At 70.1% G+C, this 15,687-nt stretch carries 15 protein-coding genes; 7 read left to right on the plus strand and 8 right to left on the minus strand.

Features of this window, described 5'->3' with window-relative positions:
• Positions 1-14: 14 nt before the first annotated feature.
• Together KME78_RS22660 and KME78_RS22665 are read right to left on the minus strand one after the other, a co-directional pair.
• Positions 15-818, minus strand: coding sequence for a class I SAM-dependent methyltransferase (locus tag KME78_RS22660; RefSeq protein WP_219531110.1), 804 nt, complete (start codon positions 816-818; stop codon positions 15-17).
• Positions 819-828: 10 nt separating this feature from the next.
• Positions 829-2,091, minus strand: a complete 1,263-nt coding sequence (locus KME78_RS22665; RefSeq protein WP_308127089.1) for a cytochrome P450 — start codon at positions 2,089-2,091, stop codon at positions 829-831.
• A 103-nt stretch (positions 2,092-2,194) separates the two neighbouring features.
• Between KME78_RS22665 and KME78_RS67255 the strand changes: the two genes are divergently transcribed.
• The 3 genes from KME78_RS67255 (at position 2,195) to KME78_RS22680 (ending at position 6,399) form a co-directional block, all read left to right on the plus strand.
• On the plus strand, positions 2,195-2,602 hold the full coding sequence (locus KME78_RS67255) for a PaaI family thioesterase (protein ID WP_219531112.1): 408 nt from the start codon (positions 2,195-2,197) through the stop codon (positions 2,600-2,602).
• 46 nt (positions 2,603-2,648) lie between these two features.
• Complete coding sequence (locus KME78_RS22675) at positions 2,649-5,357, plus strand: CocE/NonD family hydrolase (RefSeq protein ID WP_246651577.1); 2,709 nt, start codon at positions 2,649-2,651, stop codon at positions 5,355-5,357.
• Between the two features lie 193 nt (positions 5,358-5,550).
• Positions 5,551-6,399 (plus strand): ABC transporter permease, encoded by an 849-nt coding sequence (locus tag KME78_RS22680; protein ID WP_219531113.1) that lies wholly within the window; start codon positions 5,551-5,553, stop codon positions 6,397-6,399.
• Between the two features lie 52 nt (positions 6,400-6,451).
• Here KME78_RS22680 and KME78_RS22685 read toward each other — a convergent pair whose 3' ends face one another.
• A complete protein-coding gene (locus KME78_RS22685; RefSeq protein WP_219531114.1) occupies positions 6,452-7,357 on the minus strand; it encodes an NmrA/HSCARG family protein in 906 nt (301 codons plus the stop codon).
• Positions 7,358-7,380: 23 nt separating this feature from the next.
• Positions 7,381-8,133, minus strand: a complete 753-nt coding sequence (locus KME78_RS22690) for an enoyl-CoA hydratase/isomerase family protein (RefSeq protein ID WP_246651578.1) — start codon at positions 8,131-8,133, stop codon at positions 7,381-7,383.
• 94 nt (positions 8,134-8,227) lie between these two features.
• Here KME78_RS22690 and KME78_RS22695 point away from each other — a divergent pair, with 94 nt between their 5' ends.
• Positions 8,228-8,797: a TetR/AcrR family transcriptional regulator gene (locus tag KME78_RS22695; RefSeq protein ID WP_308127090.1), complete on the plus strand. Its 570-nt coding sequence runs from the start codon at positions 8,228-8,230 to the stop codon at positions 8,795-8,797.
• 42 nt (positions 8,798-8,839) lie between these two features.
• Here the strand turns inward: KME78_RS22695 and KME78_RS66265 are convergent, their stop codons facing one another.
• The gene (locus KME78_RS66265; RefSeq protein ID WP_281428821.1) at positions 8,840-8,965 is read right to left on the minus strand and encodes a hypothetical protein; all 126 of its coding nucleotides are present in this window, start codon (positions 8,963-8,965) and stop codon (positions 8,840-8,842) included.
• Positions 8,966-9,086: 121 nt separating this feature from the next.
• Between KME78_RS66265 and KME78_RS22700 the strand changes: the two genes are divergently transcribed.
• Positions 9,087-11,198: an ATP-binding protein gene (locus KME78_RS22700; protein WP_219531117.1), complete on the plus strand. Its 2,112-nt coding sequence runs from the start codon at positions 9,087-9,089 to the stop codon at positions 11,196-11,198.
• On the opposite strand, the gene KME78_RS22705 is transcribed toward KME78_RS22700, so the two are convergent.
• A complete protein-coding gene (locus KME78_RS22705; protein WP_219531118.1) occupies positions 11,195-12,145 on the minus strand; it encodes a terpene synthase family protein in 951 nt (316 codons plus the stop codon). The genes KME78_RS22700 and KME78_RS22705 overlap by 4 nt on opposite strands.
• Positions 12,146-12,269: 124 nt before the next feature.
• Positions 12,270-12,662: an ankyrin repeat domain-containing protein gene (locus KME78_RS22710; RefSeq protein ID WP_219531119.1), complete on the minus strand. Its 393-nt coding sequence runs from the start codon at positions 12,660-12,662 to the stop codon at positions 12,270-12,272.
• Between the two features lie 94 nt (positions 12,663-12,756).
• On the opposite strand from KME78_RS22710, the gene KME78_RS22715 reads away from it, so the two are divergent.
• Positions 12,757-13,656 carry a proteasome assembly chaperone family protein gene (locus KME78_RS22715; protein WP_219531120.1) on the plus strand — a complete coding sequence of 300 codons (900 nt, stop codon included), beginning with the start codon at positions 12,757-12,759 and terminating at the stop codon, positions 13,654-13,656.
• A gap of 120 nt (positions 13,657-13,776) precedes the next feature.
• Positions 13,777-14,826: a Gfo/Idh/MocA family oxidoreductase gene (locus KME78_RS22720; protein WP_219531121.1), complete on the plus strand. Its 1,050-nt coding sequence runs from the start codon at positions 13,777-13,779 to the stop codon at positions 14,824-14,826.
• 25 nt (positions 14,827-14,851) lie between these two features.
• Here the strand turns inward: KME78_RS22720 and KME78_RS22725 are convergent, their stop codons facing one another.
• Positions 14,852-15,643, minus strand: a complete 792-nt coding sequence (locus KME78_RS22725; protein WP_219531122.1) for a tyrosine-protein phosphatase — start codon at positions 15,641-15,643, stop codon at positions 14,852-14,854.
• Positions 15,644-15,687: the final 44 nt, after the last annotated feature.

Raw genomic sequence — 15,687 nt, forward strand, 5'->3', positions numbered from 1 at the left:
TCTGGGGCAGGCCGTCACCGGATGCTGGCCGCGGCTCGCAGCGAGTACATGAGCGGGACCGCCGGACTGCCCTCGGGCAGCCGGAACCGCGGGCCGTCGGGCCGCAGCGTGCCGAAGCGGCGGAAGAGCGTGTGGTCGTGCTCGCGCAGGAACTCCACCCGCAGCCCGGCGGCGGCCACCGCGCTGACCACCTCGCCGATGCCGTGCTGGAACTGGACCGTCGTGTCGTTCTCCAGCACCTCGGACCCGGTGTAGGTGTGCGGGAACTTCCACACATGGGGGCCTTGGTCGAAGTAGTCGTAGGTCACCGTCGTCCCCGTCTCGTCGTCCAGCATGGCGGCGAAGGGGTGGAACTCGGCCAGATACAGGAACCCGCCCGGGCGCAGCAGCGACGCCACCGTGCGTGCCCACCGGGTGAGGTCGGGCAGCCAGACCAGGGCACCGATGCCGGTGTAGACGATGTCGTAGGTCTCCCCCAGCGCCTCGGCCGCGTCGTACACGTCGGCCGCGACGAACCTCGCCCCGATCCCCGCGCCTTCGGCCAGCTCTCTGGCCTTGGTCACGGCGGTCTCGGAGAAGTCGAGCCCGGTCACCCGGGCCCCTTTCCGCGCCCAGGACAGCGTGTCGAGGCCGAAGTGGCACTGCAGGTGGACGAGGTCGCGGCCGGTCACGTCGCCTACCTCGGCCAGCTCGAACTCCCTGATCGTGTCGGTTCCTCCCTGGAACGCGGCGACGTCGTAGAAGTCGCTGGCCACGTGGATGGGGACGCGTTCGTCCCAGCTGGCGCGGTTGACGGCCAGATAGTCGATCTCCTCCATGTGGCCGAGCCTATGAGCCGGGGTCAACCGGTTTTCCCAGCCGTACTGGGAGGTGTTTGAGGCCGTTCTGGAAGTTGGAGGTGAGGCGGACGGGCGCGCCCGCGAGCTCGACGTCCCAGGAGAGCAGCTCGGTGAAGACCGCGCGGAACTGGACCCGCGCCAGGTGGGCGCCGAGGCAGAAGTGCGGGCCGAAGCCGAAGCTGACGTGGTCGTTCGGGGTGCGGGCGACGTCGAACCGGTCGGGGTCGGGGAAGACGGCCGGGTCCCGGTTGGCGGAGGCGTGGTAGACGACCACCTTCTCGCCCGCCCGGATACGCCGGCCGCCGAGCGTGAGGTCGCGGGTGGCCGTACGGCGGAAGTCCATGACGGGCGGCCAGAACCGCAGCATCTCCTCCACCGCCGAGCCGAGCAGGGACGGGTCGGCGCGCAGGCGGGCCAGCTCGGCGGGGTGTTCGAGGAGGGTGAGCAGGCCGCCGGGGATGCCGTTGCGCAGCGTCTCGTTCCCGGCGACGGCGAACAGGAAGAACATGTTCTCGAACTCCGCCTCGGTCAGACCGCCGTCCATCATCGCCGACATGACCGACTCGCCGTGCGTGGCCTCCGCCAGGGCGTGCGCGTACGCGAACATGTCCGTCAACGCCGCCCTGGAGCGCGGGTTCATGCCCGGTTCGAGCCGGGGCCGGGCGGCGGTGGCGAGACGGCCGATCGGGCTGAGCGACGCGGCGTCGGCCGTGGACAGGCCCGCGTAGTCGGCGTCCTGGTAGCCGATCACCCGCGACGCCCAGTCGTACAACAGCCGCCTGTCCTCGTCCGGTACGCCCATGACGTGCGCGAGCGTCCAGACGGGCAGGTCGGCGGCGATCTCCACGAAGTCGCACGTGCCCGCGGCGAACAGCGACGCGGCCCGCTCGGCGATCGTCCGCTCCAGCGCCCGCACGGCGCGCGGCGTGAACGCGGCCGCCACGATCCTGCGCAGCCGGGAGTGGTCCGGCGGGTCCGTGTTCAGCATCATCGCCTGTACGAAGGCCAGGTCGGCGGGGGTGTCGGGGTCGCGGATCTGCGTGGCGCCCAGGTGGGAGGAGAAGTCGCCGGCCGCGCGCAGCACGTGCTTGACGTCGGCGTGCCGGAACACGCCCCAGTAGCCGGGCCCCTCGCGCCAGGGTCCCACCGCCGGTTCCGGAATCCGGCAGACGGGGGCTTCCCGCCGCAGCCGGTCATACAGCTCGTACGGTACGGCCTGCGCGTACGTGGACGGCAAGAAGACATCACCCACCGGCGTAGGAGGGTTGTCCACAGGCGGCGTCGGTGGCGGAAAGTTGTCCACAGGCTCTGGCCGCGTCTCCTCGCTCATGGTTCCCAGCGTGCATGATGGGCCGGTGACTCCAGAAGACGGTGAGGCCATTCTGCGCGACTACTTCGCGCCCTGGATCCAGCAGCTCGGGCTGCGCGTGCGGGAGTTGGGCGAGCGCCACGCGGTGGTGTGCCTGCCCTGGTCCGACGCGCTGGCCAGAGAGGGCGGCGGGCTGTGCGGCCAGGCCATGATGGCCGCCGCAGACACCGCCACGGTCATCGCGATCTCCTCGGCGCGGGGCGGGTTCGTGCCGATGACCACGGTGCAGCAGTCGACGACGTTCCAGCGGCCGGTCACGGGCCGGGATCTGCTCATCGACGTGCGCATCTCCAAGCTCGGCCGCACGCTGGCCTTCTCGGAGGTCACGCTGACGGCCGACGGAGCCGCCGAGCCGGCCGCGCGGGCGTCCACCGTTTACGCGATCTTGGGCTGACCCGTCGTCTCAGGGGTTTCTCAGGTGCGGAAAGTAGGCTCACCACATGAAACGTGTGGCCGCGCTGGTCGCGGTGCTCGCCCTCGCCGGGGTGGTGACGTGGCTGGTGTGGCCGTCCGCGCCCGAAGCGCGGGGCCTCGACCAGCGCATCTCCGTCGTGGACGGGCCGGCCGACGACCAGCGGGTCGAGCTCGACGCGACGTTCTTCCCGGCCGCGGGTGGCGGGAAGGCGCCTGCCGTGCTGCTCGCGCACGGGTTCGGCGGCAGCAAGCAGAGCGTCCGCCAGCAGGCGGTGCGGCTGGCGCAGGACGGCTACGCGGTGCTGACCTGGTCGGCGCGCGGCTTCGGCCGCTCGACCGGCGAGATCGCGCTCAACTCCGCCGACTACGAGGTCAAGGACGTCAAGCAGCTCATCGACTGGCTGGCCAAGCGGCCCGAGGTCCGGCTCGACGCGGCCGGCGACCCGCGCGTGGGCATCGCGGGCGGCTCCTACGGCGGCGCCATCACGCTGATGACGGCCGCCTACGACACCCGCGTGGACGCGATCGTGCCGCAGATCACCTGGGCCGACCTGGCCGACGCGCTGTTCCCCGACGGAGGCGGCCAAGGCCCGGCCAACGGCGTGTTCAAGCGCATGTGGGCGGGCTACTTCTTCGGCCGCGGCGCCCCGGTCCAGGGCGGCGGCGCCGCTCAGGGGCTCGGCGCGCTCACCCAGCAGAGCGTGCCGCTGACGGCCGAGCAGGCCAGGTGCGGCAGGTTCCTGCCCGCGGTCTGCGAGATGTACCAGCAGGTGGCCAAGACCGGCAGGGCCACGCCCGAGGCGATCGAGCTGCTGCGCAAGTCCAGCCCGGTCGCGGTGGCGAGCCGCATCAAGGCGCCCACGCTGCTCATCCAGGGGCAGCGCGACTCGCTGTTCCCGCTCGGCCAGGCCGACGCCAACGCCAAGGCGATCGCCTCGGCCGGCACGCCGGTGAGCCTGGCCTGGTTCGACGGAGGCCACGACGGCGGCAACGGCGAGGTCGACTGGCTCTACGATCAGACGGCCGGCTGGTTCGGCCACTACCTCAAGGGTGACGGCTCACCGCTCCCGCAGAAGTTCACCGTCACCCGTGACGGCGGCCGTGACCCGGGCACCCGCCAGCGCATCAGGCTCCACCCCGAGTCCGGCTCCTACCCCGGCCTCGGCGGCACCACCACCACCGCGATCACCCTCACCGGCCCCGAGCAGAACATCGCCAACCCGCCCGGCGGCTCCCCCGCCTCCATCTCCACGGTGCCCGGCGTCGCCGGCCTGCTCGGCGGGGGCGGCACCACCAACCTCAGCGTCGGGCTCGACATGCCCGGCCAGGTGGCCACCTTCGAGTCGGCGCCGCTCACCGCGCCGCTCCAGCTCACCGGCAGCCCCTCGGTCAAGCTGAAGGTCTACGGCAAGGGTCAGGTGACGCTGTTCGCCAAGCTCTATGACGTGGCCGACAACGCCCAGCCGCCCAACCTGCCCGCCGGGCTGGTCTCGCCGCTGCGCGTGACGATTCCGGACGGCGCCGAGAGCGTGGAGACCACGGTCACGCTGCCCGCCGTCGACTTCCGCTTCGCGGTGGGGCACCGGCTCCGGCTGGCGGTGACCACGACCGACATGGGCTACGCGACCCCCGCCGAACCCGCCTCCTACCGGATCGGCCTGGCCGCGCCCACCCTGGCCGTACCGACGGTGGCCGCGCTGGCCGCACCCGCGACCGGGGTGGCGTGGTGGGTGTGGGCGATGCCGCTCGCCGCCATCGCTCTGGCCGCCCTCATCCTGGCCACCGGCCGCACCCCGTCACGCCGCCGCCCCACCTTCCTTCGGAAGGCCACCGGCCAGGACACCAGCCGACTCGCCACCGTCGAACTGGACGACAGCCGCGCCGACACCCTCGTCTCGGACAACGGCCAGAGCGCCAGCGTCCAGAAGGACCGCAACAACTCCGGCACGTCCGTGACGGACGGCGATCCGCTCGCCGCTGACCCGTCGCCGGGCGAGGCGGTGCCGTTGGAGATCAGCGGGCTCACCAAGGCCTATCGCAACGGCGAGCTGGCCGTGGACGACCTGTCGTTCCGGGTCGAACGCGGCCAGGTGCTGGGCCTGCTGGGTCCCAACGGCGCGGGCAAGACGACCACGATGCGCATGATGATGGGGCTCATCCAGCCCGACGCCGGTGAGGTCCGCATCTTCGGCGACCGGGTGACGCCCGGCGCGCCCGTGCTGTCCAGACTCGGCTCGTTCGTCGAGGGACCCGGATTCCTGCCGCACCTGTCCGGCCGCGACAACATCGAGCTCTACTGGGCCGCCACCGGCCGCCCCGCCGCCGACGCCCGGTTCGACGACGCGCTGGAGATCGCGGATCTGGGCAAGGCGCTGGATCGGGCCGTACGCACCTACTCGCAGGGCATGCGGCAGCGGCTGGCGATCGCCCAGGCCATGCTCGGCCTCCCGGACCTGCTCGTGCTCGACGAGCCCACCAACGGCCTCGACCCACCCCAGATCAGGGAGATGCGCGAGGTGCTCAAGCGCTACGCCCGCGACGGCCGTACGGTGATCGTCTCCAGTCACCTGCTGGCCGAGGTCGAGCAGACGTGCAGCCACGCCGTGGTCATGCATCGGGGCCGCCTGGTCTCGGCGGGCCCGGTGTCGGTGCTGCTCAGCGCCGCCGTCTCCACCAACGGGCACGGACCCCGTCTCGAAGACGTGTTCCTCGACCTCATCGGACAGAAGTCGTGACCGGCCCCTTGGCCGGGGAGCGCGTCGCGACCGGTCCCCTGGCCGGAAAGAGCGTCGCGACCCGCCCCGCAGTCAGAGAGACGGTCGCGACCCGCCACCTGACCTCAGAGAGTGTCGGGATCCGCCACCTCGTCGGAGAGAGCATCGTGATCCGCCACCGAAGAGAAGCCGTGACCGTCGTCGAGGAGGGTTCATGACCGCCGCGACCGGCTACGCGCCCCGGCGCACGCTGCCGCTGAGGGTCGAGATCGTCAGGCAGTTCAAGCGGCGGCGCACGCTTGTCATGTTCGGGCTGCTGCTGGCGCTGCCGTGGATCCTGGTGATCGCCTTCCAGTTCGGCCCGCAGTCCAGCGGGCAGCAGCAGTCGGCGCTGCGCATCTCCGACCTGGCGACGGCCAGCGGCCTCAACTTCGCGGCGTTCGCCCTGTCGGTGTCGGCCAGCTTCCTGCTGGTCGTGGCCGTCGCCCTGTTCTGCGGCGACACCGTGGCCAGCGAGGCGAGCTGGTCGTCGCTGCGCTACCTGCTGGCGGCGCCGGTGCCGCGTGACCGGCTGCTGCGGCAGAAGATCATCGTGGCGCTCGGCTACTCGGCGGCGGCGGTGATCTGCCTGCCGCTGATGGCGTTGCTCGCCGGCACGCTGGCGTTCGGATGGCACGACATCCAGGTGCCCGGCACAGGAGAGACGATCGCGGCGCTCGACGTGCTGCCGCGTTTCGGCATCGTGATCGGCTACGCCCTGGTCAGCCAGCTGGTGGTGGCGGCGCTGGCGTTCCTCATCTCGACGATGACCGACTCGCCGCTCGGCGCGGTCGGCGGGGCCGTGGGCCTGTGGATCGTCAGCACGATCCTGCAGGCGGTCGAGGCGCTTGGGTCGCTGCGGGAGTTCCTGCCGACCTTCTGGAACACGGCCTGGCTCGATGCCCTGGCACCCGAGCTCGACTGGAGTGGCATGGCCAAGGGCGCCTCGGTGTCGGTGACCTACGCGGCCATCCTGATCGCCGTGGCCTTCCGCCGCTTCCGCCGCAAGGACGTGGTGAGCTAGGAGTTTCCGCCGCCCCCGCAGGGGCACAGTATCGCCACTGCCGCTGGAGTCGTCAGCCTGCGGTGTCCGGCAGCTGCCCTGCGGTGAACTTGGCAGTGCCCTCACGGGTCAGCCAGGTGGCGAAGTCCATCAAACCGGGGTGTGCCTTGCGCAGGGCGGGGATGTCGGCGTGCCAGCCGCCCCCGTGGTTGGCGAACTCGTAGCCCGCGAGCGCGTCCGGGTCCTTGTTCAGGAGCGCCTCGCGGGGGATCGCCTGGTAGGCGATGGGCTGCCCAATGGCCTGCTCCATGGCGGCGACGATCTCGGTCATCGTGAGCTGGTCACCGGCCAGTTCGAGCGCCGCACCCATGTACTCGTCCGGATGGCTGAACGCCAGTGCGGCGAAGGCGCCGATGTCGGTGGCGGCGATGAGCTGGACCGGCACATCCGGGTGGATGACATCGGTCAGGACTCCGTTCCGGACGCCGAGCCGCAGGTCGACCTGGTTCTCCATGAAGCGGACCGGCCGCAGGAAGGTGGTCGGCAGGCCGAGCCCTCTGGCGTGGCGTTCCAGTTCGAGCTTGCTCTCCCAGCGGCGAATGCCGTGATCGCGATCGGCGCTGCCGACCGACGTGTAGACGAAGTGCCGGACCCCGGCCGCGGCGGCCGCGTCGGCGACGTTCCTGCCCATCCGGATCTCGTCGCCGATGGTGAAGTCCGGCGGAGTGCCGGGATAGCCCAGGGTCGGCTGGACGCTGAAGACGCCGTACACGCCGTGGGCGGCCGCATCGAGGGAGGCGCGGTCGCCCATGTCGCCACGGACCGGCTCGGCTCCGGCGTCTGCCAGGGCACGGGCGCTGGCGACGGCCGGGTCGCGCACGAGGGCCCGGACCCGCCACCCGGCGGCCAGCAGCTCGCGCGCCGCAGCGCCGCCCTGGGTGCCGGTGGCGCCCGTGACCAGGATGATGTTCTCGTTCATGCTTTCTCCTCCGAATGGCTGGATCACGCGTCGAACAGCTGGTGTGTACGACCGAAGGCCAGGTCGTCGATCAGGCGCCGCCTCCAGGGCCGCTGGAGTACAGCGTGGGTGAGGCGGCGCGTCGTGCGAGGCGCGGACATGATCGTCTCGGCGAGCTCCCAGGCGCGTGGGAGCAGACGGTCGGCGTCTACGACCTCGTTGACCAGGCCCAGCTCCGCCGCCTGCCGGGCGTCGATGCCCGCGCCGGTGTAGAGCGAGAACGCGGCGCGTTTCAGGCCCATGAGTTCCTGGAAGACCAGATGCTGGCCGTCGCCGGGCACCGCGCCCGCGGGGAAGTGCGTGTCGTCGAAGACCGTGCCGGGCGTGCACAGGGTGAGGTCGCAGACCAACGCGAGCTCATGGTGGAACCCGGACCCGTTGATGGCGCCGATGGTCGGCACGTCCACCGAGAAGACCAGGTTCTCCAGCAGCTTGAGGCCGTCGTAGTAGGTCGCGTAGCGGGCCTCGGACGTCCATTCGCGGTACGGCCGTCGCTCGCGCAGCCCCGGCTCCAGCCCGGCGATCCAGGAGTCGCCGGTGCCGGTGATGATCAACAGCTCGGTGTCCGGATCGTTCCCCACCTCCTGGAACGCCTGGCCCCACGCGTTGTGCAGGGCCAGCGACATGACAGCCGGGCCGCCGCCCGTGTGCATCCGCAGGAGGAGCACACCGTCCCGCCGCTCCATCACGAAGTGCTTGCCGTACCTGCCCACGACCCCGCCGGACTCTCCCGACATCTTCGACCTCCGCACAGCTAAACGGGGAGTGTCCCCGATTAACTTCGAGGTACGATACGGGGACAGTCCCCACTTTCGCAACAACAGGAGAGAAGTGACACGACCGACCACCCGGCCGCTGCGGGCGGACGCGCTACGCAACTACGAGCGGCTCATCGCGGCGGCCAGGGCGGCCTTCACCGAGCTGGGAGCGAACGCGCCGCTCGACGACATCGCCCAGCGCGCCGGCGTCGGCAACGCGACGCTCTACCGGCACTTCCCGACCCGCCAAGCACTGCTCGAAGCGGTCTATCGCGACCACATCGAGGCGTTGTGCCACCTGGGAGAAGGATTGCTGACCGCCCCGTCGCCGGGTGAGGGACTGGTGGTGTGGCTCAGGGCGGTCGTCGCCCAAGGGAGCACCGACCGCGGGGTGGCCGCGTCGCTCATGGCGGCGATGGAAGCCACGCAGACCGATGTGTCGTGGTGCCGGGGCGCCGTGTTCGCCACGGCCACGGCGCTGCTGGAGCGGGCGCAGAGCGCCGGTGACATCCGGGCGGATGTGACCGTGCGGCAGTTGCTGAAGTTCGTGAACGCCATCGCGCTGGCCACCGAGGGCGAACCCGGGAAGTGCGAGCAGGCCGACCAGTTGCTCAGCCTGCTGCTCGACGGCCTCCGCGCCTAGAAAAGTCTGGAAAGTCTGGAAAGTCTGGAAAAGCGCGAACGATCATCCCCAATGGGGTGGCTTGTCGTCCAGGTAGAAGGCGTCCGGGTCGGTGTCCTGGGAGTCGCGCCAATCGCCCCAGCCGAGGTCCGTGTCGTCGCCCGTCTGCTCCGGGAGGAATTCACTCACGGCATACATGCTACTCAGAGGGACAAACCCATTCCCGGCCCGCACAACGAACCCCGGACCGCCAAGGGCCGCGAGGGTACGATGCGAGGGCAGGTGTCGTCTATCCCCCGTGAGGTCGCCCATGGCCACCCCGACCGGCTGGCGGCGAGAAGGCAATCTGCCGTCGGAGCTGACCAGCTTCGTGGGTCGGACTCGCCTGCTCGCCAATCTCAAGCGACATCTCGCCGAGTCCCGGCTGGTGACGGTCACCGGCATCGGGGGTGTGGGCAAGTCCCGCACGGTGCTCCGGCTGGCGCATCAGATCCGCTCCCAGTACGAGGATGGCGTCTGGTTCGCCGACCTGGCCCGGTTGCAGGACGCGGGGATGGTCAAGCACACCATCGCGTCGGCGCTGGGCATCGCCGACCAGTCGTCGCGGACCGAGTCGGAGTCGCTGTCGGAGTGGGTCGGCGACCGCGACATGCTGCTCATCATCGACACCTGCGAGCATCTCGTGCAGGGCTGCGCCGAGCTGGTCGAGGAGCTGCTGGAGCGCGCCCCCAATCTGAAGGTGCTGGCCACCAGCCGTCAGTCGCTGCACCTGCCGTACGAGCACGTGATACCCGTCCCGCCGCTGCAGGTGCCGGGCGACGATCCGACCGAGAGCCTGTTCACCAACGAGTCCGTGCAGCTGTTCGGCCTGCGGGCCGGCGCGGTGATGCCCGACTTCGTGCTCGACGAGCAGAACATCGGGGCGGTGGCCGAGCTGTGCCGCCGGCTCGACGGCATTCCGCTGGCGATCGAGCTGGCCGCCGTACGCCTGCGGGCGCTGTCGGTCGACCAGATCCTCGGGTTGCTGACCGACCGGTTCAGCCTGCTCGCGGGCGCGAGCCGTACCGCGCTGCCGCGCCATCAGACCCTGCGCGCGGCCATCGGATGGAGTCACGAGTTGTGTGAGCCGGCGGAGCGGCTGCTCTGGGCGCGGCTGTCGGTGTTCGCCGGCGACTTCGAGCTCGACGCGGCCAGATTCGTGTGCTCGGACGAGCGGCTGCCGTCCGAGGACATCACCGACCTGGTCACCGGGCTGGTGGAGAAGTCGATCCTGCTGATCAGGAGCAACCACGCCGGAGTCCGGTACAAGCTCATCGACACGCTGGCGGAGTACGGCGAGGAGTGGCTCGACAAACTCGGGCAGACCGATCAGATGCGCCGCAAGCATCTGGAGTACTACCTGAGCCTGGCGCAGCGCAGCGAGGACGCCTGGTCGGGGCCGAGGCAGATCTACTGGTTCATCCGCATGCGCCAGGAGCACGACAACGTGCGGGTGGCGCTCGAACACGCGCTGCGCACGCCCGGCGAGTCCGTGCTGGCGCTGACGCTGCTGTCGTCGCTGTGGTTCATGTGGATCTGCTGCGGGTTCGTCCGCGAAGGCAGGCTCTATCTGGAACGTGCCCTGCAGGCCAATCCGGGCGTGAGCAAGGAGCGGTGCAAGGCTCTCTGGGTCCTGTCGTACGTCCGCAGCGCCCAGGGCGACAGCGCCGGCGCCCTGGGGGCGGCCGAGCAGTGCAGCACCGAGGCGGTCAGGGTCGGCGACTCCAGGGCGGTCATCCTGGCCTCCAAGATGCAGGGGACGGCGGCCCTGCTCCAGGGCGACCTGCAGAAGGCCAGCGCGCTGCTGGGTGTGGCGATCGAGTTCAACACCGACAACAAGGAGCTCAACCCGGGCCTGCTGCCGGCCATCGTCGAGCTGTCGCTGGTGCTGTCGGCGCAAGGGGAGCTCTACGAGGCCGAGTCCCTGCTGCAGGACTGCTTGCAGGTGTGCAGAGAACGCGGCGAGCTGTGGCTGAGCTCCTACGCGCAGTGGGCACTGTGCCTGCCCAGGCTGGCGACAGGCAGGGCCGGCGACGCGTTGCAGAGCGCGCGCGAGGGGCTGCGGATCAAGCGTCACTTCCACGACACGCTCGGCACGCTGCTGGTGCTGGAGACGACGGCCCGGATCTTCGCCGCCATGGATCAGGCGCCGCTCGCGGCGCGGCTGCTCGGTGCGCTCCATCAGAACTGGAAGACGGCCGGCCTGCCGATGCTCGGCGCGCCGTTCATGACCAGCGACCACGAGCAGTGCGTCAAGGAGTGCCAGAAGGCGATGGGCGAGGACGTCTACCGCGACGCCTTCAACGAGGGCACGCGGCTCGATCTCGATGAGGCGTCCGCGCTCGCGCTCGGCGAGCTGGACGCCCCAGGAGATCTCGGCTAGACGGCCTGTGGCCAGCGAGTGTCGGTCGGCCAGGCGTGGACGTATCGGGCGCTGCCGAGCGAGAACTCGATGTGTCCCCGCACCCAGTGTTCGAGGCCGCGCACGTAGTTGCGCACCGGGCGCGAGGCCCAGTGGTCGAGCGCCGCGCGCCGGTCGAGGAAGGCCGCGATGGCGTCGTTGTGCATCTTCGCCACTTCTTGCAGCGCCTCTTGCAGTGTGAGCGTCTTGTGCGTGGCCAGCACCGTGACGAGGTTGTGCCGGGCCTTGTCGTTGCCGCGTTCTTTGGCGTACGAGAGCAGGTCGTTGTCCCAGCCGATGAGATCGCAGGCGAGGTCGGAGAGCACGCGCACGTCCGGATGATGCCATTCCTCCGCTTCCAGCCGGTAGCCGCCACCCACGTCGATGAGCGCGAGGCAGGTGTAGGTAGCCCCGGTGATGCGGCGCATGAGCACGTAGTCCTCGGGCGTGGGGATCAGGTCGACCTCGCGGTTGGCGGCCTCCCAGATCTGGGCGAAGAGATACTCCTTTACCGTGATGCGCCACCGGTCCACTTGAGCAGGCGTGGCTGTGTCCGAAATGCGGTGCAGCAGCTCGCTCAGCGCGAGCCCGAAGGGATCGGTGGAATCCGGTTCCTTACGGCCGTCGAGGATCTCAAGGAGCGGCGGAAGGGCGCGGGCCAATGCGGCGGCGCGGTGTCCCATCAGCTCGCCCTCGCAGAACGCGTCGTCGAACGCGAAGAGCCAGTTGTACCAATCGTTGATCAGCCTGAGACTGTCCCGCGGCACGGTGGGGTTGGTACGTGCGGCGAGCAGGCCGATCTTTGAGCGCCGGAAGTGCTCGATCGTGTCGGCTCCGGCGAGCATGTGCGAGGCGGCCAGCCATGCGTGGCTTTCCGAGTCGATCTCCGTGGCGTGCACGTTGATCTCGTTCGGGAACGGGCATGGCAAGGGAGGGATGCGAAGCGGCCGCCTACTGAAGGAGTGCGCAGATGTAACCACACTTACAGCATGGCGATGCACTGTTCGAAAGGCCACACTCGATAACTTCCCGGACATTTCGCCATATTTCGCACTATCGCCCTATTTGCCGGAACCATTCAAGGAACTGGTCGTTCGCGAACATTCGTGCCGTGTCCACCGCGGACGGGTTTCCGGCCGCCGGATCCGCACCCGCGTCGAGCAACGCTCTGACCACGGCAGACTCCTTCTTGAACACGGCACCCGCCAGAGGTGTCTGGCCACGGTCGTTCGCCCTCCCCGGATCAGCACCCTGCTCGGCGAGCATCTGGACGGTGGCGGCGTGACCGTGATAAGCCGCAAGCATCAGCAAAGTGTCACCTTTGCTATTGGTGAGATTTGCCGGAACACCCGCGTCCACATAGGCGCGCAGCGTCTCCGTGTCGCCCGCCCTGGCCAGGTCGAACATCCTGCCGGCGAACTCCTCGAGGTCCGGGTCCCGGTCCATGCCCCCATTCTGCCCTCGATAGGGTGCCCTGCACGGAATCGTTGCGGCTCGTCGTAGGTTCTGGAGAGAGTACCTAGGGAAAGGCTGTCCAACCGTGTTCGACCCGACGGATCTCTACAAGCTCGCAGACGATGCGCCTGAGCTGGCCGATCCCGTGCTCTTGTACCACTTCGACGGCTTCGTCGACGCGGGTGGTGCCGGGCGCCTCGCGCTGGGCCACCTGCTGGCGGAGCTGGAGCACCGGACAGTGGCGACGTTCGACGTGGATCGCCTCCTCGACTACCGCTCGCGGCGGCCCATCATGACCTTCGACACCGACCGATGGGTCGAGTGTGAGAGCCCTGAGCTGGCCGTTTACGCCGCGAAGGACGCCACCGGCACCCCGTTCCTGGTGATGAGCGGCCCCGAGCCGGACCGTGAGTGGGAGTTGTTCACCCGGGCGGTCGGTGCCCTCGCCGACCAGTTGAAGGTGAGCAAAATGGTGACGATGCACGGCATCCCGATGGCGGTTCCGCACACCCGCCCGCTCGGCATCACCATGCACGCCAGCCGTCCCGAGCTCATCAACGCCCAGACCAGCTCGTTCGGCCGGGTCCAGGTGCCGGGCAGCATCGCCGCCCTGATCGAGTTCCGCCTGGGCGCCAAGGGGTACGACGCGCTGGGCTACGCGGTGCACGTGCCGCATTACCTGTCGCAGGCCGAATATCCGCACGCCGCGGTCGCCGCCCTGGAGGCGGTCACGCGGGGCACCGGCCTGCTCTTCCCGATGGACGCGCTGCGCGAGGCGGCCCAGCGCACCACGACCGAGATCGAGGAGCAGATCCAGGCGTCGAGCGAGCTGTCCACGGCCATCACCGGCCTGGAGCAGCAGTACGACGCGTTCGCGGGCGGCGCCGATCGCGAGAACCTGATCGCCGAGGCCACCGCGATGCCCACCGGCGACGAACTCGCCGCCCAGTTCGAACGCTTCCTCGCCGAACGCGACGACGAGTAGCCCCGACGCCGCCGCCCGAAGACGGCGAACGACCCCGGCCGCACGCCGGACGGTGGCGGCCAACGACCCCGGCCGCACGCCGAACGGTGGCGGCGGGAGCCCCGGCGCTACGCTGGGCCGATGAGCGAGATCAAGGTCGGCCTGGTCGGGTATGGCACGGCGGGCGCGTTCTTCCACGCGCCCCTGATCCACGCCACACCCGGCCTGCGGCTGTCCGCCGTCGTCACCGGCAACCCCGTGCGGGCCGACGACGTGGCCGCCCGCTACGGGGCGGTCGCCGTGCCCGGCCTGGACGGGCTGTGGGACCGCTGCGACCTCGTGGTCGTCGCCTCACCGAACAAGACCCACGTGCCGGTGGCCACCGAAGCGCTCACCCGCGGCAAGCCGGTCGTGATCGACAAGCCCCTGGCCCGTACCGCCAAAGAGGCCCGCCAACTCGTACGCCTGGCCGCCGAGCGGAACCTGATGCTGACCGTGTTCCAGAACCGGCGCTGGGACGGCGACTTCCGCACCCTGAGCAGGCTCACCGCGGAAGGCCGCCTCGGCGATGTGCTGCGCCTGGAGTCCCGCTTCGATCGCTGGCGGCCGGTGCCCAAGGGCGGCTGGCGGGAGAGCGGTGGCGCCGAGGAGGTCGCCGGCCTGCTCTACGACCTGGGCAGCCACCTGGTCGACCAGGCGCTGCAGCTCCTCGGCCCGGTGAGCGACGTCTACGCGGAGAGCGACGTCCGGCGCGAGGGGGTGGGCGCCGACGACGACACGTTCATCGCGCTGATGCACGTCAGTGGTGCCCGGTCACACCTGTGGGCCGGCGCGATGGCCGCACAGCTCGGGCCGCGGTTCCGGGTGCTCGGCTCGCGGGCGGCGTACGTCAAGCACGGGATGGACGTGCAGGAGGAACGCCTGCGCGCCGGGACCTCGCCCGACTCGCCGGGGTTCGGCGCGGAAAACGAGGAGATGTGGGGACTTCTGGGGACGGACGACGCCAAAGCCGCGGTCCCCACCGAAGCCGGGGCATACCTCGACTTCTACCGCGGCGTCGAGTCCTGCCTGCGCGCGGGCGCCCCGCCGCCGGTGAGCCCCGAAAGTGTGGTCGACGCGCTCGCCGTCCTCGAGGCGGCCCGCCTGTCGGCGGCCGAGCGCGTCGTCGTCCAGCCAGGCAAGGACACCTGACAGAGCCAAAGGACGCCTGACAGAGCTATTCGCGCAGCCGGGCGCGCATGGCCTCCGTGTCCGCCGCCGTCCACCCGTGCGACTCCAGCCAGGCGATCGGCCCGCCGAACCGCTCCTCCAGCACCGACAGGAACTGCTCCATGTACCGCGCCCGGGGCATGTGGTCGTCGGCGGGCCGCGAGTCGAGGTCGTCGCGGTAGGTGGCGCTCCCCCGCAGCCGCCGCAGCACCAGCTCCAGCCGCTGCCCGGTGGCCTCGTAGTCGGCGATGATCCCCTCCCGGGTGACCCCCGCGACCTCCAGGGCGAGCGCCGACAGCACCCCGGTGCGGTCCTTGCCGGCCGCGCAGTGCACCACGGCCGCGCCGTCGTTCAGCGCCATGGTCCGCAGCGCGGCCACCACCGCGTCGGGCCGGTCGCGCAGGTAACCGTAGTAGAACCCGTTCATCCGCAGGTCCTCGTCGAGTTGACGCTCCTGCCAGGGCAGCACCCGGTCGCCGTCGATGGTGTCGGCCTCGACGTCGGTGTGCCTGCCTCCCTCGGCGAACAGCGACAAATGGTGATGCGTCACCTCGGGCATCCGGGTCAGCGGCCCGGGGCCCTCCAGCGCGACCTCGGCGTTGGAGCGGAGGTCCACGACGTGCCGCAACTTGAGCTCGCCCACCAGCCGGGACACGTCCTTGTCGGTGAGCCCTTGAAGATTGTCCGCTCGAAAAATCCGTCCGTAGCGGGTGACGCCGCCGTCATGGGTGGTGAGTCCACCCAGGTCACGCACGTTGACGGCGCCTTCCAGATCGATCCATCGCGTCATCTCGTTCATCGTTTAGACCCTATATGTCTCTCAAATATGAGCGGATTCGAGGT

It is taken from the genome of Nonomuraea guangzhouensis, assembly GCF_019396345.1.
In the GTDB taxonomy this organism is placed as follows: domain Bacteria; phylum Actinomycetota; class Actinomycetes; order Streptosporangiales; family Streptosporangiaceae; genus Nonomuraea; species Nonomuraea guangzhouensis.

What these genes read in the sequence shown, in the direction of transcription:
- KME78_RS22690 (WP_246651578.1), bottom strand. Translation starts at nt 8,133, where the DNA reads ATGTCGGGAGAGTCCGGCGGGGTCGTGGGCAGGTACGGCAAGCACTTC.
- KME78_RS22720 (WP_219531121.1), top strand. Translation starts at nt 13,777, where the DNA reads ATGAGCGAGATCAAGGTCGGCCTGGTCGGGTATGGCACGGCGGGCGCG.
- KME78_RS22660 (WP_219531110.1), bottom strand. Translation starts at nt 818, where the DNA reads ATGGAGGAGATCGACTATCTGGCCGTCAACCGCGCCAGCTGGGACGAA.
- KME78_RS22710 (WP_219531119.1), bottom strand. Translation starts at nt 12,662, where the DNA reads ATGGACCGGGACCCGGACCTCGAGGAGTTCGCCGGCAGGATGTTCGAC.
- KME78_RS22700 (WP_219531117.1), top strand. Translation starts at nt 9,087, where the DNA reads ATGGCCACCCCGACCGGCTGGCGGCGAGAAGGCAATCTGCCGTCGGAG.
- KME78_RS22675 (WP_246651577.1), top strand. Translation starts at nt 2,649, where the DNA reads ATGAAACGTGTGGCCGCGCTGGTCGCGGTGCTCGCCCTCGCCGGGGTG.
- KME78_RS22680 (WP_219531113.1), top strand. Translation starts at nt 5,551, where the DNA reads ATGACCGCCGCGACCGGCTACGCGCCCCGGCGCACGCTGCCGCTGAGG.
- KME78_RS22685 (WP_219531114.1), bottom strand. Translation starts at nt 7,357, where the DNA reads ATGAACGAGAACATCATCCTGGTCACGGGCGCCACCGGCACCCAGGGC.
- KME78_RS22725 (WP_219531122.1), bottom strand. Translation starts at nt 15,643, where the DNA reads ATGAACGAGATGACGCGATGGATCGATCTGGAAGGCGCCGTCAACGTG.